Origin of the sequence: Streptomyces xylophagus, from assembly GCF_000716435.1 — a bacterium.
GTDB classification, from domain to species: Bacteria; Actinomycetota; Actinomycetes; order Streptomycetales; family Streptomycetaceae; genus Streptomyces; species Streptomyces xylophagus.
In genome coordinates this window covers 63,069-85,530 of the sequence record NZ_JNWO01000030.1, presented here as the reverse complement: position 1 = coordinate 85,530, position 22,462 = coordinate 63,069, and the positions used below count along the sequence as shown (strand labels likewise).

At 67.8% G+C, this 22,462-nt stretch carries 24 protein-coding genes; 22 read left to right on the top strand and 2 right to left on the bottom strand.

Annotated elements, in window-relative coordinates; genetic code table 11:
* Positions 1 to 17: 17 nt before the first annotated feature.
* From OO70_RS42765 to OO70_RS42660, 22 genes are all read left to right on the top strand, one after another.
* Positions 18 to 1,211 carry a hypothetical protein gene (locus tag OO70_RS42765; RefSeq protein ID WP_043684421.1) on the top strand — a complete coding sequence of 398 codons (1,194 nt, stop codon included), beginning with the start codon at positions 18 to 20 and terminating at the stop codon, positions 1,209 to 1,211.
* Positions 1,208 to 1,813, top strand: coding sequence for a 3'-5' exonuclease (locus OO70_RS42760; protein ID WP_043684367.1), 606 nt, complete (start codon positions 1,208 to 1,210; stop codon positions 1,811 to 1,813). The genes OO70_RS42765 and OO70_RS42760 overlap by 4 nt, the downstream gene beginning before the upstream one ends.
* Positions 1,810 to 2,406, top strand: coding sequence for an AAA family ATPase (locus OO70_RS42755; RefSeq protein WP_234337071.1), 597 nt, complete (start codon positions 1,810 to 1,812; stop codon positions 2,404 to 2,406). Before OO70_RS42760 ends, OO70_RS42755 begins: the two co-directional genes overlap by 4 nt.
* Positions 2,403 to 3,182, top strand: coding sequence for an aldo/keto reductase (locus OO70_RS42750; protein WP_043684361.1), 780 nt, complete (start codon positions 2,403 to 2,405; stop codon positions 3,180 to 3,182). The genes OO70_RS42755 and OO70_RS42750 overlap by 4 nt, the downstream gene beginning before the upstream one ends.
* Positions 3,179 to 3,748, top strand: a complete 570-nt coding sequence (locus tag OO70_RS42745; RefSeq protein WP_043684358.1) for a hypothetical protein — start codon at positions 3,179 to 3,181, stop codon at positions 3,746 to 3,748. Before OO70_RS42750 ends, OO70_RS42745 begins: the two co-directional genes overlap by 4 nt.
* Before the next feature lie 55 nt (positions 3,749 to 3,803).
* Positions 3,804 to 4,514, top strand: a complete 711-nt coding sequence (locus OO70_RS42740) for a class I SAM-dependent methyltransferase (RefSeq protein WP_043684356.1) — start codon at positions 3,804 to 3,806, stop codon at positions 4,512 to 4,514.
* A 12-nt stretch (positions 4,515 to 4,526) separates the two neighbouring features.
* On the top strand, positions 4,527 to 4,865 hold the full coding sequence (locus OO70_RS42735; RefSeq protein ID WP_043684355.1) for a MazG-like family protein: 339 nt from the start codon (positions 4,527 to 4,529) through the stop codon (positions 4,863 to 4,865).
* Positions 4,866 to 5,128: 263 nt separating this feature from the next.
* Positions 5,129 to 5,365 (top strand): helix-turn-helix domain-containing protein, encoded by a 237-nt coding sequence (locus OO70_RS42730; protein ID WP_051742137.1) that lies wholly within the window; start codon positions 5,129 to 5,131, stop codon positions 5,363 to 5,365.
* Positions 5,366 to 5,858: 493 nt separating this feature from the next.
* Positions 5,859 to 6,056: a hypothetical protein gene (locus OO70_RS42725; RefSeq protein ID WP_043684350.1), complete on the top strand. Its 198-nt coding sequence runs from the start codon at positions 5,859 to 5,861 to the stop codon at positions 6,054 to 6,056.
* Positions 6,057 to 6,166: 110 nt separating this feature from the next.
* Positions 6,167 to 6,610 (top strand): DUF6093 family protein, encoded by a 444-nt coding sequence (locus tag OO70_RS42720; RefSeq protein WP_158711590.1) that lies wholly within the window; start codon positions 6,167 to 6,169, stop codon positions 6,608 to 6,610.
* Positions 6,607 to 7,029, top strand: coding sequence for a DUF6093 family protein (locus OO70_RS42715; protein ID WP_043684345.1), 423 nt, complete (start codon positions 6,607 to 6,609; stop codon positions 7,027 to 7,029). The genes OO70_RS42720 and OO70_RS42715 overlap by 4 nt, the downstream gene beginning before the upstream one ends.
* Before the next feature lie 101 nt (positions 7,030 to 7,130).
* Entirely contained in the window at positions 7,131 to 7,508 is a 378-nt protein-coding gene (locus OO70_RS54905) for a hypothetical protein (RefSeq protein WP_043684342.1), read from the top strand.
* Between the two features lie 4 nt (positions 7,509 to 7,512).
* On the top strand, positions 7,513 to 7,950 hold the full coding sequence (locus OO70_RS54900) for an HK97 gp10 family phage protein (protein ID WP_043684339.1): 438 nt from the start codon (positions 7,513 to 7,515) through the stop codon (positions 7,948 to 7,950).
* A 58-nt stretch (positions 7,951 to 8,008) separates the two neighbouring features.
* Positions 8,009 to 8,443, top strand: coding sequence for a hypothetical protein (locus OO70_RS42700; RefSeq protein ID WP_043684336.1), 435 nt, complete (start codon positions 8,009 to 8,011; stop codon positions 8,441 to 8,443).
* Between the two features lie 131 nt (positions 8,444 to 8,574).
* Positions 8,575 to 9,060: a phage tail tube protein gene (locus OO70_RS42695; RefSeq protein WP_043684333.1), complete on the top strand. Its 486-nt coding sequence runs from the start codon at positions 8,575 to 8,577 to the stop codon at positions 9,058 to 9,060.
* Positions 9,061 to 9,076: 16 nt separating this feature from the next.
* Positions 9,077 to 9,658, top strand: coding sequence for a hypothetical protein (locus tag OO70_RS42690; RefSeq protein ID WP_043684331.1), 582 nt, complete (start codon positions 9,077 to 9,079; stop codon positions 9,656 to 9,658).
* A gap of 26 nt (positions 9,659 to 9,684) precedes the next feature.
* The gene (locus OO70_RS42685; RefSeq protein ID WP_043684329.1) at positions 9,685 to 9,990 is read left to right on the top strand and encodes a hypothetical protein; all 306 of its coding nucleotides are present in this window, start codon (positions 9,685 to 9,687) and stop codon (positions 9,988 to 9,990) included.
* A 1-nt stretch (position 9,991) separates the two neighbouring features.
* Positions 9,992 to 14,821 carry a phage tail tape measure protein gene (locus OO70_RS42680; RefSeq protein WP_043684327.1) on the top strand — a complete coding sequence of 1,610 codons (4,830 nt, stop codon included), beginning with the start codon at positions 9,992 to 9,994 and terminating at the stop codon, positions 14,819 to 14,821.
* A complete protein-coding gene (locus tag OO70_RS42675) occupies positions 14,821 to 15,720 on the top strand; it encodes a phage distal tail protein (RefSeq protein WP_043684325.1) in 900 nt (299 codons plus the stop codon). Before OO70_RS42680 ends, OO70_RS42675 begins: the two co-directional genes overlap by 1 nt.
* A 15-nt stretch (positions 15,721 to 15,735) precedes the next feature.
* A complete protein-coding gene (locus tag OO70_RS42670; RefSeq protein ID WP_051742135.1) occupies positions 15,736 to 16,665 on the top strand; it encodes a hypothetical protein in 930 nt (309 codons plus the stop codon).
* A 55-nt stretch (positions 16,666 to 16,720) separates the two neighbouring features.
* Positions 16,721 to 17,824: a hypothetical protein gene (locus OO70_RS42665; RefSeq protein WP_043684323.1), complete on the top strand. Its 1,104-nt coding sequence runs from the start codon at positions 16,721 to 16,723 to the stop codon at positions 17,822 to 17,824.
* A complete protein-coding gene (locus OO70_RS42660) occupies positions 17,821 to 20,319 on the top strand; it encodes a hypothetical protein (protein WP_043684321.1) in 2,499 nt (832 codons plus the stop codon). Before OO70_RS42665 ends, OO70_RS42660 begins: the two co-directional genes overlap by 4 nt.
* 277 nt (positions 20,320 to 20,596) lie before the next feature.
* On the opposite strand, the gene OO70_RS42655 is transcribed toward OO70_RS42660, so the two are convergent.
* Complete coding sequence (locus tag OO70_RS42655) at positions 20,597 to 21,058, bottom strand: hypothetical protein (protein ID WP_043684320.1); 462 nt, start codon at positions 21,056 to 21,058, stop codon at positions 20,597 to 20,599.
* Between the two features lie 581 nt (positions 21,059 to 21,639).
* Positions 21,640 to 22,068, bottom strand: a complete 429-nt coding sequence (locus OO70_RS54895) for a hypothetical protein (protein WP_158711589.1) — start codon at positions 22,066 to 22,068, stop codon at positions 21,640 to 21,642.
* Positions 22,069 to 22,462: the final 394 nt, after the last annotated feature.

The following is a 22,462-nucleotide window of genomic DNA, read 5'->3' as shown; positions in this document are numbered from 1 at the left end:
CCTATGTGGAGGTCCTGATGACCGTTCCCGTCGTACCGCGCCGCCGCCTGCTCCCGCTCCTGACGGAGGAGCAGATCGGTGAGTTGAAGCCCGCGCTCGCCGACGCGATCGAGTACCGCAAGTCGGGGTTGTCGCTGAACCACATCGTCGGCTGCCCCCTGGAGTGCGGCTACTGCGTCCGCCACCTCTTCGACAACTTCGGCATGAAGACGCCCAAGCGCCTGATGAGCGACGAAGCCGCCGTGGCCGCCCTGGTCGGCCACCCCTACTTCCGGCCCCACCGGACACCGATCCAGCTGTTCAACCGGGCCACGGACCCGATGCTGCCCGTGGTCAAGCAGCACCTGTTCGCCGTGCTGCGTGACCTCGACGACCGCGGCCTGACCAACCACGTCCTGGTCATCACCCGGTGGCGCGTAAGCGCCGAGGACTGCGCGCTCCTCAACTCCTACATGAACCTGCGCCTGACCATTCTGGTGACGCACTCCGGCATAGACGATCCGGCCATCGAGCCGGTCAACTCCACCTACGCCGCCGACAGCCTGCGCATGCTCTACGAGCACGCGGACCGCTACCGGACCGTCCTGTATTGGCGGCCGATCGTGCCGGGCCTCAACGACTCCGACGAGCACCTGGAGCGGGCCCGCGAACTGTCCCTGCACGCCCACGCCACCGTGTTCACGGGCTTGTTCTTCCGCGACGAGATCAAGGCCTACTACGAGGCGAACGGCCTGCCGACACCGTACGGCGGGACGGCACGGCGCAAGATCATGCCGGAGCTGGCCGAGCAGCGGATCATGGCAGCGTACGCGTCCAGGAATGAGCCCGGCGGCGCACCGTGGGGGACCTTGTTCCTCAAGACGAGCTGTGGTGTCGCCTACGCGCACGGTGAGGCCGACTACAACGGCCACTTCGGAATCAAGGAGCTGTGCCGCATCTGCCCGCCCGCGCAGATCGCCTTGTGCAAGGGGGCTTGGATCACGCCGGATCTGGCGGAGGTCACCCGGCAGGCGCGCGCCCTGGGGGCGATCGGCGACGTTGAGATCAACGAGCGTGCCATCGTCGTGGAGGGACTGGACGAGCCGCCCCGCTACTACCTCCAGCACGGCTTCGGCTACCAGTGTCACGACCGCAACAAGCCTCATCGCTACCGCCAGCATGGCCGGGCCCCCATCGGCTGGGAGGCGGAGAACGGATCCACCACGCCATGAACTTCGCCTCCTGGCCCACGCTGCTGGTCGTCGACGTCGAGGGCAACGGCACCAACCCGCCCGACCTCGTCGAGATCGCCGCCCTGCCCGTCCGCGCCGGCATCCCCGACACCTCCACGGCCGGAGCCTGGCTGATTCGCCCCGAACGGCCGGTCACCGCGCGCGCGGCCGGCATCCACGGGCTGACCAACGAGTTCCTCGCCGACAAGCCCGTCTGGGCCCAACTCACCGTCGAGGTGGGCGAGTTCCTCGGGCAGGACTGGATCTGCGCCCACAACGCCTACGTCGACTACCGGGAGTTGCACCGCCACCTCCCCACGTGGCAGCCGGCCGGGGTCGTGGACACCCTGCGCCTGGCCAGGGCGACGTACACCGACCTGCCGTCCTACACCCTCGATGCCTTGATCAAGCACGTGGGGCCGGACCTGTCGCAGGTCCCGCGGGTCGGTCGGCACCGCGCGACCTACGACGCGTATGTCACCGCTCAGCTCTTGCTCGCCATGGCCGAGCACTACGGGAGTTGGGACCAGTTGATCGCCGTGGCCGTGCCGCCCTCCCTGCCCGGCGCTCCCCAACCAGAAGAGGACCCCACCCTGTGGTGACCACCCACCAGCCCATCCGTATCGGCGTGCTCGGCACCCACTCCACCGGCAAGACCACGCTCCTGAAGCGCATCGAGATGGAACTGCGCGCCGAAGGAATCACCGTGGGACGCACCGGTCGTCTCGGCAAACGTGCCGCGGCGGCCGGCCTGCCCAAGATGGAGCGTCACACCGCCTTATCCACCGAGTGGATCATCACGCAGGGGGTTGCCGACGAGATCGCCGCCATCGCCCAGGGCGCCGAGGTCGTCCTCCTCGACCGGGCCGCCCATGACGCCCTCGCCTACTTCCACGCCGCGCTCGAATACCGCGGTGAGACCGCTCCCCGCACGGAGCATGAGCGCCTCAATGTGCTGGCCGCCACCCAACTCCCCAAGTACCACCTGCTGTTGGCGACCGTCCTCGACGAGAGCGTGCCCGTTGATGCCCGCCATGCCTACGACCCCCGCTACCGGCGCCTCGTCGACCAGCAGGTGCACGAGCTCCTGGACCGCGACGACATCCCCCACCTTCGGGTCCACAGCGACCCCGACAGCCAGGCCCACATCGTCGACGAAGCCGTACGCAGCTGCCTGACGGAGGCCCTCGTATGACATCCGCGCTGCCCGGGGGCACCATTGCCCTCGCCGGGAAGACCGTCTCCCGCCTCGGCCTCGGGACGATGCGCCTGACCGGTCCAGGCACCTGGGGCGAGCCCGCAGACCGCGAGAGCGCGCTCAGCGTCCTGCGCCAGGCCGTCCACACGTACGGCATCAGCCACATCGACACCGCCGACGCCTACGGTCCCCACACCGCCGAACAGCTGATCCGCGACTCCCTCTACCCCTACCCCGAGCACGTACTGATCGCTACGAAGGTCGGTTTGGTGCGTCCCGGGGCGGGCCAGTGGATGCCCCTCGGCAACCCCTACTACCTGCGGGCCTGCGCGGAGGCCAGCCTGCGCCGCCTTCGCGTGGAGCGGCTGGAGCTGTGCTACCTGCACCGCATCGATCCCGAGGTGGCCCTCGACGACCAACTCGCCGTCCTGAACGCTCTCCAGGACGAGGGCAAGATCGGGCACATCGGCCTGTCGAAGGTCACCCCCGAGACCATCCGCCTGGCGGGCAAGAGCCTGCCCGTCGCCGCTGTGCAGAACGTCCTCAACACCACCGACCGCTTCGACGACGCGGTGGAGCTGTGCGGCGACCTCGGTATTCCCTACGTCGCCTACCGACCCCTCGACGCCGGCCTCCTCGCCCGTACGAACGGCCCCGCCGCACCCCTGCAATGGCTCCTCGACCACGGCAGCCACATCGCCCCCATCCCCAGCACCAGCCGGCCACACCACCTCGCTGAGATCGCGGCAGCAGTACAAGGAGGCCCCCAGTGACGCCCGCCACTGCCGCGATACCCGCACGGCGCAGCGTCGCCTACGAGGACTGGAGGCCACCGGTCGTCGGCGTCGCACTCCTGATACCGGTCGGCGTCGCCGGCCTCGCCGTCGCCGACCTGCACGGACTGCTCATGCTGCCCGTCGGCGACATCCGCACAGGGCAGTCCCCACGGGAGGCGGCTGAGCGGATTCTTACTTCCGGCGACGTCCTCCCGCACCTGCGCCGAGTCCTGGTGGACCAGGTCCAGATGCGACGGCGGAAGGTCATCACCCACGTGCTGGCCCCCACTCCGACGACCTGCGCGGCCATAGACCGCCTGGTCTACCGCGACCCCCGGGCCACCCTGCGTGTCATGCCCACCGTCCAGTTCATCGGCGAGGTGCGGCCCGAGGCCAGGCTGAGGACTCTCGTTGCCCTGCAAGCTCTCGCCACGGGGACGACAGCCTGGATTGACGGCGGCGTGGTGCGGGCCGGACTCTCCGCGAAACAGGGCGGGTACAAGGACCTGGTGCACGCCGGCGGCCCGTACACCGAGCTCGTCGCCCTCGACAAGGACGGGTGAGCCCGTACCTTCCCACTGCTGCCGCAGCCCTCAACACGACCAGGAGAAGCCAGAGTTGACCGCGCAACCGGTGAACAAGGAGAGCTGGGCCCGCTACGGCCAGATGCAGTTGGACCGCGGATACGTGCCACCCGTCCCCGACCGCATCAGGTGGGGATTCTGGGACGGCGTCGGACCGGGCGACGGCGTACTGGGACCACTGCGCGGAAAGCGGGTACTGGCCGTCGGATCCGGCCCCGGCCACGACGCCGTACACCTCGCACGCGCGTACGGGGCCCTCGTCGACGCGGTCGAGCTCTCACCCACTCAACACCAGCGGGCCGTCCGGTACTTCGGAGACGAACCCGGCGTCCGTTTCGTACAGAGCGATGTCGTCGAGCACCTGCGCACCGCCAAACCGTACGACGCGGCCTACGCGACCGGCACCCTCGCGTGCGACGATCCCCACTACCTTCTACCGGCCCTGCGCGACGGCCTCGGCACCGGCGCGCCGCTGGTCTTCTCCGCTCTGCACACCAACCTGCACGGACACGGCCCGTCCCCCGCCGTCACACCCCGGCAGGAGATGATCCGCATCCGCGATCAGGAGCCCATCCCCCTGCAGATGTGGGTGCTCACTCCGCAGCTCTGGGAGGACGTCCTGGTCGACTACGGCTTCCGCGTGGAGGCGATCGATCTGCTGCACGCTCCCGACGCCGACGACCCCGTCGTCGTACAGCTCGTCCGCGCCCACCGGACCTCGCCCAGCCTGTCCCCACGAGACTGAATCGAGACCCACATGACGGACACCTGGCAGACGATCGAACAGCTCGCCCAGCGTCTGGAAGACCACTCCACACTCCCGAGGGAACAGCGCATCCTCCTCCAACTCCTCAAGATCCAGGAGGAGGCGGGCGAGGTCGCCGAAGCCGTGATCGGGGCCATGGCACAGAACCCCCGCAAAGGCCACTCCCACACCTGGGAGGACGTCGAGTCCGAGGTCTGCGATGTCATCGTCACGGGCATGGTCGCACTCGCCCGCATGAACCCCGAGGCCCCTGCCGTCTTCGCACGGCACATGGAACGCATCATCGCTCGGGATCTGAGCCGGGCCAACGACGCGACGACCGCCCAATAGCCACACGAACCGCAGGTGTAACAGATGGTGGCGGTTGACGTTCCGGCAGTGAAGGGGTTGGCCATTCGGTGAACCCCGCAGCGCCCCGGAGGAACGGTGACGACAGGTACTGATCCGGTCGGCTGGAAGGCGGCCAGCCCCTCATCATCGACTCGTAGAGGCGGCCTCCAACCTGCACACGAACTGGGCGTGCGGGCCCCGATCAAGGCGAAGTAGCCGCCGATGCGAGCTACGTCGAGCACTTCAAGACCGAGCTGGCACGCGTGCTTCTCGAACTGCGCAAGAAGCGCGGCTGGTCGGTGTACGACCTTGAAGAGTGCGCCGACGTCAGCCGTTCAACGCTGTCGCGGATTGAGCGAGCGGAAGACAGTCCGACGATGACGGTTTTGGTCAAGGTGTGCTTAGCGTACGGCTGCTCGGTGTCGCACCTCATGGCGGAAGTCGAGGCCCGACAGCCCGTGCCCGAGTGCCCCGCAACCTCCGTTCCCTTGTCCCAGTGAAGGCGGCGAACGTCCAGCGCACCTTGGCGAACTTCCCCCGGAGAGAGCCCACTTACCGCACAGTCGTCCTATGCCGACGTTCTATACGGAGGTCGCCGCCGCAGAGGGGGCGTGGACTCGATCGCTGCGACTGCCCGCCCCTGCCCCGGTTATGCGAGTCCGGCACGCGCTTGTCGAGCTGGCTCGCACCTGGCCGGTAGCGGCCTTCCTGCCAGGTGCGGCCGACGACCCCGTGGCCGAGATGGTGCTGTACAGGGACCCGAGCCACACGCACGGCACGCCGGATGCGCGGGCATGCGCCGCCGCCGTGCGCCGACTCGTCGCGGCGACTGGATGGACCCCGGTCCCCGGGCGCGTACTTGACGGTGTCCTTGTCGGTCGCGGCCTGCGTGAGGGATATACCGCCGGCGCGACCGAACACCCGCCCGGAGAAGTCGCTGACCGGCTTCTTGCCGCCAGCGCGACGGGATGGCAATGCCGTACGGCCCGGCTTGTGTCCGCGCGCCTCGTCGGCCACGCCGTCCACTGGTACGCGGAAGACGGCGTCGTCGTCCACGCGGAGGACCGGCTGTTACCCGCAGTCGAGAACGTCGCCCTCAACTGCGCCCAGCACCGGTACGTCGTAACCCACCTGACCGAGCAGCGCACGTACGCACTCCAACAGCATGCCGACCGCGGTTCGTCAACTTGAGCGGACGGTTGGTCGTCTCCACGGGACCGGCATCCAGTGAAAGCTCGGGCAGTGGTGAAGTGCCCTTGGGGCAACCGGAGTTGTCGGCGCGGCCCAATAGAGTCATGACCATGAGTACACCCACTGAAGGGCTGACGCTGGGGGCCGTCAGCGCCCTGGTCGAACGCAAGATTCTTACCGACACCGTACGTATCAGCAGAGCGGGCGAGCCGATCTTCAACCCGGACACAGGCCAGTACGAGCCCGGCCCGCCCATCATCATCTACGAAGGACATGGCGGGATCTTCCCCAACGGTGATCCAGGGATCGTCCTGCACCTGGAAGGCCAGGCGTACGTCGACGACTCCACGTCGAAGTACAAACTGATCACGCCTCTCGACGCCCCAGTGGCGTCGCGTGAGGACACAGTGAGCGTTGTCAACGCCGCCGACCCGGCAGCGATCGGCCGTACGTGGCGGGTCCTCGACGTCGGGCAGACCTCCACTCTGGCCGTGGTCCGCACGACGTTCCTGGACCAGAACACCCAGTCCAGCACGTCGGGCAGCACCTCGTGAGCACGCCGATCGACACCGAGGCGGAGCGGGAGAAGCTGGAGTCGACACTGCTGGTGGACACGGTACGGATCACCCGCCCAACGGGAACTCCCCAACTCGACCTCTCGACCGGCCTCCTGGGTTCTGTGCCGACGGAGTCGGTCTACGAGGGACCGGGAGCTGTCCTGTCCGGCCACGGACAGGTCACCGCGCAGCATGTTCTCGGGCGGGAATGGCTGGACGACACGGTCAGCTGGTATCGGCTCCTCACACCGATCTCGGCGCCCGTTCCCGTGCGGTACGACCGCGTGGAAGTTGTCGCCGCAGCGGGCGAGCACGCGGCGACAGCGAATCGGGTGTGGCAGGTCCTCGACCCGTCGGAGGCGTCCACGGTCGAGATCGTTCGGGTGACCCGTCTCGACGAGATCACCCCTCCGTAGACGGTCGGCGAACTGGGCTGTCACCGGATACCCGTAAGCTCAGATAGGTGCCAACACATCAGATTTCAAAACCTATCTCTTCCGAGGGTGAGCCCCTGTCGGTGCGCGTCACCGGGCAGGGGCATACCGCCGTCGTGGCGATCGGCGGTCACGACGTCTCCCGGGACCTCGCTGCATACTCACTGGCCCACCGCGCGGGCGACGTACCGCAGATGGTCATCGAACTCTCCCCGAGATCCACGGCCACCGGTGTGTTCGAGGGCCTGGCGCACGTCGTCATCGGAGACCCGCCGGACCCTGGCCCGGCAGCGGCTGCCTTCCTGTCCGCGATCAGTCCCACCGAACTGGAGAAGGCTGCGCTCGACCGTCACGACCTCATGGACGGCCGCCCGCACGAGCTCACCCGCGCCATGCTCGCCCTCCTGCGGGAATGGGCCCTCGGTCAGTGGGGCGAGCCGGAACCGGAAGACGGGCAGTGAGTCAGTGGCGTCCTCACTGAATCCGCACCCCAACGCCCATACTCTTGCGGGCGCCTACTCGAACGCGTTCCAGATCGCCGCCCAACTCGACGCCAGGGCCGCGCGCACTCTGCCCGAGGCCACCGCCGTCGTCCAGCACTACGCGATGTTGCTGGAGACCAGGATCAAGGCCAAGGCCAGCGGCAGGCCGGGACCCAACGCACCCACGGGCGACTACCGGCGCTCCTGGACGCACGAGGTGTCTACGGACGGGCTCTCCGTCACGGCGGTCGTCGGCACGAACAAGCCCCAGGCCGGGCGCCTGGAGTACGGCTTCGTAGGGGCCGACAGCCTGGGGCGCGTCTTCAACCAGCCGCCCTATCCGCATGTCGGGCCAGCTGTCGAGGAGATCCGGCCGCTGTTCATCGCCGCGCTCGGCGACACGATCGACGACGACTCGTGAGTGGCCGCCACGCCGCCTGGCGATAGATCACCACCCCCGAAGGAGAAGAGGAGGAGTAGTGCCCGTCTCCGGCAGAGAGGTGTCCCTCGCGATCCAGAAGACGCTGGCCACAGCAACCGCCCGGAGCTGTGGATACGGGACCGCCCCCACGGCATCAAGTACGCCTACCGGCGCCACGATTCCCTACAGCGTCCTCTACCCGCTGGGCGTGACTACGAGCGGCCCGCCGTACGGTGACGGCGACGCTGACGCCCGCGTGCTCGTCCAGGTCACCTCGGTCGCCTCAACCGCCGAACAGGTCGAGTGGATGGCCGACAAGGTCCGTACCGCGCTCCTCGCGCGCTTGAGCGGGACCTACGTCAACACCATCACCATCACCGGCTACATCGTGATCGACCGCGAGCTGGACAAGGAGGAAGGGATGTCTGTCAGCGGTGGCGTATACAGTTATGTGCAGCGGTACGTCCTCACTGTGACCACTCTCGGGTCCTGACGTTCCAGCTACCTCACCGCGGAGGCATCTCGCGGACGCCCGGCCACCCGGCACGGGCCGATTCCCCCTTCATGGGGACCGGCCCGGCGTGTGCGCGCTCCGGAACACCGGTTCCCGGAGAGCGAGAATCAGTGTCACAGCAGCGGTTCACCCGTCGCGGCACCACGAAGTTCTTCTTCCTGAGGGACATCGTCTCGAAGGAACTGATCCCGATCCGTCCGGAGCTCGGCGGCACCAACGGGACCGACCTGTCCCCGGCCATCAGCGACATCGAGGGCTTCGCCGTCGAGAACACCCCCATCGATACACCGGACTTGGCCACCGAGTTCACCGGCAACATCCCCGGTGAGGACAAGGCCGACAACTCCAGCCTCACCTTCTACGAGGACAAGGTCGACAACGCCCTGGAGACGCTCCTCGCCAAGGGGACCGAGGGCTACGTGGTCATCCTCCGAAAGGGCGACATCCCGGCCTCGCAGTCCATGGACATCTTCCCGGTACGCGTCGGCTCCCGGTCGAGCACGTACACCACCGCCTCCGAACCGGCGAAGTTCAAGGTCAGCTTCAACGTGACCGGCAAGCCCGTCCAGGACGTAGCCGTCCCGGCCGCGGCCTGATCGGCGGGGGTGCTGCATGACTACGACTTTCGTTGAACCGCCGGCCGATGCCGTCGCCCGCGATCCGCACTGGGCAGCCAAGATGGCCCGCCTGCGGGCCCGTCGACTTCCCGAGCGCGCCGTCTCCTTCCTCGACGACCAGGACCTGAAGCAGCGCGTGACCGACGCGGCGCTCGACATGGCCAAGGCCCGCACCAGCGCCGTCGGCAGGGCCTCCGAGATGGAGGTACCAGGCGACGCGCGTGAGAAGTGGGCGCTCGCACAGCCGGAAGTGCTGGCCGCCCAGGCCGCGCTGGACGAGGCCCGGCGAGCCCTGGGAGCCGGGACCCTCACGCTCACCTTCCGGGCTCTGCCGCGACCCGCCTGGGAGCAACTGCTTCGTGAACACGCCCCCACGGAGGAACAGGCGGATCTCGGCCACGAGTACAACGTCGAGACCTTCCCCGCCGCTCTCGTCTCGGCCTCCTCGGTGGACGGTATGAGCGAGGCGGAGGCGCAGGAACTCCTCGACAGCTGGAGCGACGCGGACGCCAAGGCCCTGTTCACGGCCGCGCTGCTGGTCAACCAGACGATGAGGGCCGACCTGGGAAAAGGCTGATCGCCGACGCCCAGTTCAGGGCCGAGATGGAGCTGTGCCACGCCTACGGACTCCCGCACTCGCAGTTCACGGGTGCGGGGGACGGCCGGTGGACGGCTTTGGACCGGGCGAAGGCGATGGCCTACCTCGCGTACCAGCGCAGCGTTTGCGAGACCTGCGGGACCCGGGCGGCGGAGTGGGACGAGAGCCAGGGCGGCGACCGCTTCGCGTACGTGGCCGAGCCCTACCGCTGTGTGGGCTGCGAGGTCATCGAGATGGAGCGCGAACACATTCCTGATGGACCAGATGCGCGGGGGCTCAAGATCGGGCTGAGGCCCAGAGAGGCATCCTGACGTGGCTGGTGCCTACACCCTGTACGTCAACCTGCTCGCATCCACCGGTGGACTGTCCACCGGCCTGCGACAGGGAGCCACCCAACTCCGGGCATTTGATGGGCAGTTGGACGGCACGGCCGCCCGGCTGAACCAGGTACGCGTGGCCGGTGACAATCTGGCCCGCGCCCAAGTGGCCGCGTCCGCGCAGATGGTTCGCTCTCAGGCGCAGGTGGCTCAGGCCGTGCAGCGGACCACCGTGCTCCAGGAACGCGCCGGCCGTGCACAGGCGGTGGCGGCGACAGCTGCTCGTCGTACGGCAGCGGAACAGGCTGCGGTGGCGGCGACGGGAGAGCGAGCCGCACGGGCGCGGGCCCTGGCGCAGACGATGAACGCCCGTGCCCAGGCCACGGCGGGCGCCGGGGCCGCAGCCGCCGCACGTACCGCCGCTGCGGCTGAGACGGCCGCCGCCCGCGCTGCCCAGGAGCACGCCGAAGCCCAACGGCGTGCGGCTGCGGCCCAGGCCACGGCGACGCGCGCCACTGGCGTCGCGGCGTCGGCCGATGCCCGTGCTCTGTCCGCAGCCCGGATGCGGGACGAGGTGCAGACCACCGCCGCACGCAACGCGCAGCGACAGGCTCAGCAAGTCGCGCGGGCCGAAGCCCAGTTGGCCGCCGCGCGGAGCGCCCAGGCTGCACGAACCGCGAAGAACGGCCTGCTCATCGGTGCCGCGCTTGGTGTCGGCGTGGCTCAGGCGATCTCGCTGGAGCGGGCGATGGCCAACGTGCTGACGATCTCCCAGCAGATCACCTCCGAGAACGTCGGAGCCTTCACCGACCAGATCGTCGAGTTGTCCACCGAGCTGCCACAGACAGCCGACCAACTCGCCGACGGCCTCTACCAGATCGTCTCGTCGGGCTTCGACGGCGCGGACGCCATGGAGATCCTCCAGGTCGCCGCTCGGGGCGCGTCGGCTGGCCTGACCACTACGGAGACTTCTGCCCGCGCTGTTCTCGGGGTGCTGAACGCGTACGGCATGTCGGCGTCCGACGCCAACGACGTCATGGACGTGATGTTCCAGACCGTCAACTACGGCGTCATCTCCTTCGAGGAACTCGCCCAGCAGCTCGGTGACGTCGTACCGATGGCGGCGGCGGCCGGCGTCGGGTTCGACGACATGAGCGCCGCGCTCGCCGCGATCACGCTGACCGGCATCCCCGCGGCCGAGGCCGTGACGGCCCTGAACATGCTCCTCACCCGCGTCATGAAGCCGACGCAGGATCTCAAGCAGGCCATCAAGGACCTGGGCTACGAGTCGGCCGCCTCCGCCGTCGAGCAGGACGGCTTGTACGTGGTCGTGAACAAGCTGAATGGGGCGGCGGGCAACACCGCCGAGGGCATCTCGAACATGTGGAAGGACATCCGCGCCACACGTGCCGCCCTTGCCCTGGCCTCCGCCGGGGGAGAGAACTACGCCAACACCTACGCGGGCATCGCGAACGAAGTGTCGCGCGCCGAAGCCACGCAGAAGGCGTACGCCCTCCAGACCGACACCGTCACCGGCCAGTGGCAGTTGGCCTCCAACCAGGCCCGCGCGCTCGCCATCGACGTCGGCCGAGCCCTGCTCCCGGTGCTCAAGAGTGTTGGGTCCGTCGTCCACACCGTCGTCGGCAGTATCGAGGACCTGCCCGGACCGATGAAGTCCGTCCTGGCGATGGTCGCCGCGTCCGTTGTGGGACTGCTTCTCCTCCGGGCTGCCTACACGAAGGTCACCGTACAGATCGCCGCGTTCCGGGCCGCCCTGGCCGCCGCTCAGGCGGGCGGGGCCGTGATGCCCGCCGTGCTGGCGGGTACTAGCCTCGCGGTCACCGGCCTGGCCGCTGTCCTCACCCTTGGCATCGCCGGATACGCCGCCTATACCGCCTCCAAGCAGAAGGCGAAGGACGCGACCAACGAACTGGTCCAAGCCTTGCAGCAGGAGCGCGAGGAGGCGACGACCGGTGCCAGCATCAACAAGCTGTACGACCAGCTCACCGCCGACGGCGCGCTGGAGGACCTGGAGAAGGTCGGCATCGGCACCACCGAGGCGATCGACGCGATCACCTCCGGCGGGGCCAAGCTCGCCATCCTCCAGAGCCGCCTTCAGCAGGACTCCTACGAATACTCGCGTAAGGCGAAGTCCGGCGATGCACCCGGCGACTACGAGAGCATCACCGAGTACTCCAAAGCGGAGAAGACCCTCGAAGACCGCCACAAGATGTGGTCCGAGGCGGTCAAGAAGGAAGCCGAGATCGCCCAGCAGAAGGCGATCGTCGAGGCGAAGATCAAGCAGCAGGCCAAGACCAACGGCGGCATCTTCGACCTGTTCTCCCTCGCGGACATCGACCGCACCGGTGCGCCCGAGATCACCGACGAGATGAAGGCCCTCGCCGAGGCCGTCGGTGACGCCGTCGACCCGTCCCGAGCCTTCAGAGACGCACAGACCGCCGCGGCCGAGGCGATGCGCAAAGCCGGGAAGGACGCCGACACCGCCAAGGTCAAGCTGTCCGACTACATGAAGGAGCTGCACAAGCAGCTCCAGGCGCAACGCGACTTCCAGGGCAACCTGTCCGAACTCGCGGTGTTCGGCTACGACGACCTGGCCGACCACTTCGCGGAACTCGGCGTGGACGCCGCACCGATGCTCAACGAACTCGTCGGACAGCTGAAGAAGGGCAAGACGAAGGTCGCCGACGAACTGCGCGACATCGTGACCGAGGACGCAGAACGGTCCACGGAGGCGTACCGGCTCGGCCTGCAGAAGACCGCCGAGATCACCGAGAAGTACGGCAAGGAAATCGGCCGCGCCTGGGCCAAGGCGTCGGAGCGCAACGACCCGGCCGCCTTCCAGAAGGTCACAGAGCAGATGGCCCTGATCGATCTGCGCAAGGCCGTGAAGAAGTCCGTGGGCGACGCGCGCAGCGAGTTCGACCGAGGCATGGACCTCCTCGCAGACGTCGCCAAGAGGAAGGGGAAGGACGCCGCCGGAGCCTTCCAGGACGCCCTTCTCTCGGGCGACACCGAACGAGCCATGGACACCCTGAAGAGCATCTGGGGAGCGGACGTGCCGATCGACGCCCCCGACCTGTCGAAGGTCGTGGCCGCGTTCTCCAAGGCAGGAAAGGACGCGAACGCCGAATGGTCCGGGGCCCTGGACCTCATCCGGCAAGTCGCGGACACCAAGGGCACCGACGCCGCCGCGGCGTTGACGTCCGCCCTGCTCTCCGGCGATATGGCCGCGGTCAAGGCGCAGCTCGACGCCATCGGGCTGTCGGTCCAGAACATCCCCGGCACCAAGTCGGTCACCGTCAGCGTTTCCACGAACCAACCGCCGCCCGTGGTCATCCCTCTCGTACTCAAACGGCAGGCCACGTCCTGGGACCGCGACGGCAACGGTGTCCCCGACTCCATCCAGGCCCCGAGCAAGCAGGCCAACGGCTCCGTGCTGGAGTTCTACGCTGGCGGAGGTGTCCGTGAACGCGAGAGACACGTCGCTCAGATCGCGCGGCAGGGAACCTGGCGGGTATGGGCCGAAGAGGCCGCGGGCCCCGAGGCGTACATACCGCTCGCCCACAACAAGCGCACCCGGTCACGGGCAATCACCGAGGAGGTCGTCCGGCGCCTCGGCGGCAAGAACGTCGACTGGTACGCCGACGGAGGACTGACCGGCTGGTCCTACAGCTCCTCGGGCTCGACAGAGCTGGTCTCGATCTCGTCGGTCCGCGCGGACTCCATGCGGACGGTGAAGAAGGGCGGCAAAGAGTCCGAGGTCTTCGACCTGAAGCTCTTCGAGAAGAACCTCGACAAGGCGGTCAAGAGCGCCCAGCGGTGGCGCAAGGACCTCGCCACCGTCGCCCGGCGCGCTGGCCAGGATGTCGCTGACGCCCTGGAGGACATGGGCGAGGACGGCGTGGAGCTCACCCACAAGATGGCCACCGGCAGCTCCAGGTACGTCACGGAGATGACCAAGGACCTGGAGAAGCTGGGCGTGGTCGCACGAGCCACGCTGTCCGACTACACCACCCAGCTCAAGCAGGCCATCAAGGACCAGGCCGCGTTCGAGAAGAACCTCTCCAAGCTCGCCGCCCTGGGCTACGGCGACCTGGCGACGATGCTCGCCGAGCAGGGAGATAAGGACGCGGAGGACATCGCCGCCGAGGCCGCCAAGTCCCCGAGCAAGGCCAAGAAGGCCAACACCCAGGCCAAGGCCGCCTCGAAGGCCATCCCCGACGACGACCTACCGGACCTCGTGGCGATCATCTCCGCGATCACCTCCAGCAAGGTCGGCATCCACGCCGTCGCCGAGAAGACCGAGCTGGACGAGGACCGCATCATCGAGATCGCCACGCTCGGCCGGACCCGGATAAAGGACGAGCTGGGGAAGAAGGCCACGCGCTTCCTGTCCGACCTGGACAAGGCCAACAAGCAACTCGCGTACGAGGACGGTGGCATCCGTACCGGCCTGTACGCCACCAGCAACGGGATCATCCGCTTCGCCGAGCCGTCCACCGGAGGAGAGGCGTACGTACCGCTCGGCGTGAACAAGCGGCGATCGGCGACGGCCGTCGTGGCGGACGTGGCGAACCGGTTCGGCTACCAGCTGACCCCCGCGGGCGACAGCGGCCTCGTACGACTCGTCGACGCCCGGCCCGCCCCGGTCCAAGTCGTCGTCGTCCGGGAAGAGCGACCTGCCGCGCTCGTCGGGTCCATGCCCGTGACCGTCAACGGCGGCGCCGACGCCAAAGCGGCCGACCAGGTCGGCACGGAGATCATGCGGCGGCTGCGGAACGCCCAGAGAGGAGGCCGTATCTGATGGCCACGATCACCCAGGAGTGGCAAGTCGACTTCGCAGGCGTCCTCATGGGCCCCGGAACGCCGTACCCGATCAGCGAGATCACCGGACTGGGCACGCCCGAAGTCCGCGTCCAGGACGTCGAGTTGCCCACCGAGGACGGCTCATTCCCCGGCGTGGACTACTACAGCCCGCGCACGGTGACGATCGAGGCCGGCATCCGGACGCAGGGTGACCCGCAAGCCGCTGCCGACGCGCTCGCCGCGCTCGACCAGGCCGCCGCCGACCCGGCCGTGCGGAAGACAGCAGGTGCCTTGCAGACACTACGGCTGCTGTGGCCCGGACGCGCGAGTGCCAAGCAGCTCTACGGCAGGGTCCGCCGAGTCGAGGCCGTGTCCATGGCCCAGGCCGTCTACGGCTGGATACCCGTGACCCTGGAGTTCGCGGCCACCGACCCGCGATGGCACGGAGAGCTGGAACAGCAGACCACGATTCCTCTCGCGCGCGACGACGATGAGGAAGGCTTCACCGCTCCCGTGACCGCGCCCATCACGACCGGCGTGGCCAACCCCGAGGAACGGCCCGGCTGGGTCACCAACGCCGGGGACCTTCCCGCCTGGCCCTCCCTGAAGATCAAGGGCCCGGTCGTGAACCCCCGCATATGGATCACCGAGACAGGTCGCGTCCTCGACCTGTCGCTGACCATCGGCGAGAACGACACCCTCCAGATCAACACGCGCCCCGGTACGCGCTGGGTGCTGCGCAACGGCGCCAACGCCGCGTACGCCCTGTCTGCCGTGTCCCGTCTGGACCTGTTCCAGATCCCGCCCGGAACGAGCGAAGTCCGCTGGACCGGCGCCGACTACACCAACTCCACCCGACTCGCGGTGTCGTGGCGCGACGCCCACACCGCCTTGTAAGGAGAGCACTCTCAGATGGCACTGATCCAGCCGCCCATGCTGACGCACGGCGGCACCCACCCCGCACGCGCCTTCCGGATGATGGTGCGCGATCTCGCGTCCGGGAACCAGGGCGTGACCGAAGGCAACGACTTGAAGGTCAGAGAGTGGTCCACCTCCGGTGCCGGCGTCCGCGTCGGCGACGGCTCGGCCGTCGTGACCGGAGCCGCCTGGGGACAGGGCTCCTACACGCAGTACAACGTGGGCGACGCCATCGTGCCGATCGCCCCCACCGGTTCCTCAGCCCGATCCGACCTCGTGTGCCTGCGAGTTGAGGACCCGGAGTATGAGGGCAACCGCGATCCGGCGGCCGACGAGATCGGCTACTTCCACGTCGTGTCCGGCGTCTCCGCCACCGCGAAGGCAGTCCCGGCCGGGATGACGGCGATTCCGCTCGCGCGCCTCGACATCCCGGCGAACACGGCCACCATCACCAACGCCATGGTCACGGACCTGCGGCTGATCGCGAACCCCCGACGCGAACGGACGCTCTACACCGCCTACCCGAGCACGCTGAACCGGCTGGTCGCGCAGAACGGCCAGTGGTACAACTGGCCGGCCGCCGCTCGCTGGAAGGTCCCGATCCCGAGCTGGGCGACGAGCGCCAAACTGCTGGTGACGCTCGCGGGCCTGCGCCTTTCGGAATCCGACGTGTTCGCCAACATGCAGACCTCCTTGGGCACCGACACGGGGCAGACCACCGCCATCGACGACGACCAGGGCGCCAACATCCGCCGCAACACCGTCGTCCTCGCCGACACCATCACCCTTGCTACGGCCTTGCGCGGCACCACCCAGGAACTCTTCGTGCGCACCCAGCCCTCCAAATCCGAGTGGGGCAACCTCGGCGTCGACGCCGCGACGTCCCTGATCGCCGACATCGAATTCACCGAAGGCGTCGTCTGACCCGACACCGGCACCACCCACATCACGGCGCGGGGGAGAAGTAGGAACGCGCCTGATGGCGTCGCCGTCGTACCGCTACCTCACCACCGACGCACTCACCAACAAGGTCCTCGCCTGGGACCTGCCCCTGACCGGCGTCGAGTTCGGGCCCGCACTGTCCGCGACCGGCAGCCTCACCGGCGCGGTCGAACCCCGCCTGGCCCACCTCGTCCGCTCCCAGCTCGACCCCGGCAACACCAAGATCTATGCCGAGCGTGACGGCCGACTGCTGTGGGGCGGCCTGATCTGGCGAGCCGACCCCCAGGGCCAGAAGCTCACCATCGAGGCCTCCGGCTGGGGTTCCTACCCCTACCGGCGCTACGACCTCCACGGTCAGCTGAACGCGCGCGGCCCCTACACGTACGCGGACCCGTGCAAGGTCATCCGCGACGTGTGGGCGTACTGCCAGGAGACGCCGGACGGCCAGCTCGGTATCCAGGTCGACGACACCACCTCGAAGGTCACCGTCGGGACTCCGGAGGACCCCTACCGGATCGACTGGTGGGACACCCCCTCGCTCGGGGACGTCGTCTCGGACATGGTCGCCGTCGAGGGCGGCCCCGAGTGGACCGAGGAAGCCACCTGGCAGAACGGCACGCCGCAGGGCCGCGTCCGCATCGGCTGGCCCCGCCTCGGACGGCGCCGCACGGACATCCACTTCGAGTCCGGCGTGAACGTCGTCAAGGCGGTCCCGGTCGAGTACGACGCCGACAACCTGGCCCAGGTCGTCATCGCGCTGGGCGCCGGCGAGGGCCGCAACCGTCGACGGGCCGTCGACGCCGTACGGGATGGGCGGCTGCGCCTGGAGCATCTCCTCGAGGTACCGGAGGAGAAGGCGAACGACCGGCTGGCCGCACGCGCCCGCCAGGAGCGCATCTCCCGCCAGGTCATCGGCGAGGTCACCGAGATCACCGTTCGCGACCATCCCGCGGCCCGCTTCGGTTCCTGGCAGATCGGCGACGACGTGCGGGCCCGGGTCCACGACCAGTGGACCGACTTCGACGCCTGGTCCCGCATCGTCGGCTGGCAGATCCAGCCTGCTTCCGGTGACACCCCCGAGCAGGCCGTCATCCAGCTCCAGCGTGCGGACCGCTTCACCTACGGGGGAGGCACCGCGTGAGCAGCGACATCGCACGCCTGGCCGCCCGAGTCGCCGTCCTGGAACGGCAGTTGGCCCGCACGACCCGCACCGCCCGCATGGCGTACTCGTCCGTCGAGGACGGCGCGATCGAGGTCTACGACCAGGACGGCACCCTGCGCGGCAGCATGGGCCTCCAGGACGACGGCACCGTCGCCTTCGTCGCCCACAACGGGCCGCCGCCCCCGACCCCCACGCCGCCCGTCGTGGAGTCCGCGCTGTCCGGGCTCACCGTGACCTGGCCCGGAACGTGGTCGGACGCCGAGACCGCTCCGCTCGATCTGGCCGAAGTCCAGGTCTACCTGTCGACGACTGCTGACGCCGAACCGGACACCACCAGCCCCGTGGCCGCCTTCCACACGGCCGCCGGCGGAAGCATCACCCTCGCCAACGACACCTACACCCCGCTGTGGGTGCGCCTGATCGCGGTCAACACCTCCGGCACGGCCGGACAGCCCTCGACCGCTGTGCAGGGCCAGGCCCGCAAGGCCGTCCCCGACGACCTCGTCAACGCGATCATCGACGAAACCAAGCTCGCCCGTGGCGCGGTCACCGACGCGGCGCTCGCCCTCGGGGCCGTCAACTCCACCGCGCTCGCGGACGGCGCGGTGCTCGCCGAGAAGCTCGCCGCCAACTCCGTGACGCTGGGCAAGGTCGCGAGCGGCGCGGTGACCGCCGACGCGCTGGCGGCCGACTCGGTGATCGCGGGCAAGGTCGCGGCCGATGCCATCACGGGCCGGGAGATCGCGGCGAACTCGGTCACGGCGAACGAGATCGCCGCCGCATCGATCGCCACGGACAAGCTGGTCGTCGCGGGCGGTACGAACGTGCTCAGCGACCCTTCGTTCGAGGGCGCCTACACCGCGGCGATCGCCACGACCGTATGGTCCGTCGTCTCCGGCGGCAACGGCTCATCGAAGGCCCTGCGCGTCGACGCCACGGCGACGGCCGCCACGACACGGTCCCTGAACCTCACGTCGATGCCGATCCTGAGCGGAGAACAGCTCTACCTCGCCATCGACGCCAACGCCTCCGCCGACTGGGCGGGAGGCGCGCTCAAGTTCTACGCCCGGTGGCAGGACGGCACCGGCGCGACCGTCGGCTTCGGTGTCGCTCAGGTGGACGTCCCGGCTCGCGGCACGTGGCAGCGGCTTGCCGCCACGGTCACGGCGCCGGCCAACACCACTGCGGCCACGGTCTGGGTGGAGACGTACCAGTCGACCGCCGGATCCGTGCTGTGGGACAACGCAGTCGTCCGGCCAGTGGTACCGGGCGTGCAGATCGCCGACGGCGCCATCACCGCGCCCAAGATCCTCGCCGGAGCGGTGACCGCCGAGAAGATCGCGGCCCTGGCCATCACGGCCGAGAAGATTGCTGGACTGTCCATCACCACGGACAAGCTGAACGCGTTGTCCGTCACGGCGGACAAGATCGCGGCCAACGCCGTGACGGCAACGAAGATCTCGGCGGGCGCAGTTGAGGCGACCCACATCAAGGCCGGGGCGATCACGGCGGACAAGTTGGACGCCGACGCCATCAACGGCAAGACGATCAACGGGGCCGTCCTCACCGGCAGCACCCTCCAAACTGCCGCGAGCGGACAGCGAGTTGTCATCAGCCCCGGAAACACCAATCCGGAGACCGGATCGATTGAGTTCTACTCCGGCAGCGCCGATGAGTCAGCACCGGCAGAACTCAACACCGCGATCGGGTACGCCTCGGACTCCTCCGGTACCTACGAAGTCCCGAGCGTCTCGCTCAGTGCCCCCAAGGTGACTGGTTCGAGCCAGGAAACAGGGGTTTTCCTCCAAAGCCACGTGCCGGGCTACTCGGGAGGAGTCTTCAACCTCTACGCAAACGAGCTGAGCGGCAACGGAGTTGCCTACATCAACGGGTACGGCGCTGATACATCGGCCGCCGGATCATCCATCGAGCTGCACGTCCGTGATGCTCCGTCTGCATCCGCCCAGGCCACCGCCAAGCTCACAACCAACGGACTCGCGATCGACCGAGACCTCAGCGTCTACGGCAAATACCAGGGACGCGGATTCGTCGCACAGAAGACTCTCGCCGCGAACGTCACGTTCTCCAGCACGGAGACAGCCCTCATCACCACCGGCAGCATCACGTTCAAGACCGGCCGCGCCTACCGTGTCTCCCTCTGGGCACTGCACAACGCGGCCAGCGACAGTTACGCGCTCTACCGAATCCGCAAGAACGCCGTGTCCGGCACGATCTACAAGGACCAGATACGGGTCAACAACCTGCAAGCCTCCACAGCGAACGCAGCCGTTTCCGTCCAGACCATCCTGACCAACACCACCGGCAGCGACGTCACAACGGCACTGTGCTGGACCGGAGTTCAGGGTGGAGTCGCACAGACGTGGACGCTCGCCGCGAGCAGCAGCAACGTCGCCTATCTCTTGGTGGAGGACTGCGGGTCCGCCGATGACTACGTCGGCCAGGCCATCACGTAACTTGATCAGCAATCCATTCCAACCTCACGCCAGGAACCGCCAGGTGCGGTTCGGCAGCGGTCGTGGACAGGCCGACTTCAACGATAAGACACTGGATGGCCTGGCGCCGCCACCATCAAGCCATCGCACGAGCCTGCCACCAGCGCCGACACACTCTTCAGACCAGCCATGACCAGAACTACAGCTGCCGTGACTGAACCCCAAATTCGATCAGATACATGTCTGGTGACGAGGACAGCGCAGACGGTCTCCGAGCGAGCCGGGGCCGTCGGCGCGTTCATTGGATCGAGACGGGCGGACTGCAATGAACGGCCCCGAGCGAGGATCCCCAATTGAACTGGAAACAGACCTCCGCCTGGTAACCGCTGCCGTTCCATACATTGCCGTTGTTGCTGACCACACCGGATGCGAGGGGGACGATGCTGGTGGCGCGATACCACCCCGTGTTGTTGACGTTCCGCTCGGTCCAGAAGTCGCAGGTGTAGCCGCTGTTGCCGTTAATGTAGGACGCGTAGGCAAAATTGCCGGCCGGGTCAACGTCCAAGTTGGCGTCCGACTGGTAGATCTTGCCCTCGCAGTAACCGACGCCCATGCCTTCATAGACGTAGCAAACACTTCCAGTGGTCGAACAGTCGGAGATGATGGCCGCGTTGGCCGTTCCGGACAGACCGATGAGGGCCGAGCCCGCGAGCAGGACCGGGGTCGCGAATACGACGATTTGGCGAATTCTCTTCCGCATGATTTCCCCACCTTAGCTTCTCGCTTATTACCTCGGCCGGTCATGGGACTCTGCCGGCCACCGGCACAGCAAGAAGCCTGCCGCTACGATAGCCGCACCGCCATACTTTTTCGGCTGTACTTAAAAGACCAGGTCAACGGACGGAATCCGGCGTTCCGGCGTGATCGATAGTGCCGGCCCGTCCTTGGAGGGGATGTCCCGGTTCGGCAGATTGGCGCCTTCCTCACCCCCCGCCCGCGGCTGGCGAAGGCCCCTGGCTACCCTCGGACTCACCGGATAAATTCGGACAGACCCCGATCATGCAAGGGACCCTGACCTGACCGCCCGAACGCGGCGATTCGAGCGGAGGGTGGTGGAGCCGCGTGATTACACGCCGACGCACGAAGTTCCGCTAGGAACTGTCCTGTTATCCCCCGTGGATCAGTGTGCGGTGCAGCTGCGGTTCCTCACGGGTGGAGGGCATCCAAATACCGCCGGGAGTTTGGGGAAACCCCAAGCTGTCCTGGCGTGTTCGCACGCGCCGACAATGCGGCGATGTGTCGGAGCTGGCATCGTGCGCCCTCAGGAATTACGGAAAGCCCCTAGTTGAAGAAAGTCAAGGCTGGGCTCGGGATCGACGATGCATCGCCGTCAGACAGGTAGATTACGGTGATGTTGCGATAGACGTGGCCGTTGGTTCCTTTGATGGGGAACGGCCCTTGGTGTCCTGTGGCGCAGCTAATGGGATGGATGGTCAATGTACTTGCCGTGTAGTCGATCAAGTGCAGTTCTGCTGCGGTGCAGCCCGGGTCTTTGGTGATGTAGGTGTCGGGTTCCAGGTTCGCGCCGGACGCGCTGATGCAGGACGACACCACGACGCCTTCGGTCCCTCCCTGGGCGCACCCGCCGCCGGAGGAGGCAGGGGTTATGGCGGCATTGGCCGCAACTGGCGTCGCGGCTACACCGACCAGGGACCCGGCGAGTACGGTCAGTGTGGTGAGGGCGGGACGGAGGCTACGGCTGTAGACCATGATCTGAACTCCTTTGGGTGGGATCCCGGAAACGGCGCGCTTCACAGGGTTTCGCTTCTCGCGCGACCTTGCGTCCGGGACAGGCATCGACAGAGGAACTGCGCAGAATGCACGGGAAAAGCCTCCGCGGCACCCGCCATGGGGAGCTGTCTGAATTCACCTTGCCGCCGGTGGGTCAGGCTGTCCATGCTGTTTACCCAGAAGGAAAAGGCCGAGTTCACGCGTGCGGAATCACATACTCCACATTCATGTTACTCGGCTGTTCCGGCGCGGAGGCTGCCGTGTCGGCCCGTTCTCCGAAGAGGGCTTTGGCGTGGCCTAGTGGTCCCCGGTTCGTGTTCCTCCGAGGCCGGCGTGTGTGGGGGCGTGAGGGGCGCTGGCATTGCGACGGAGG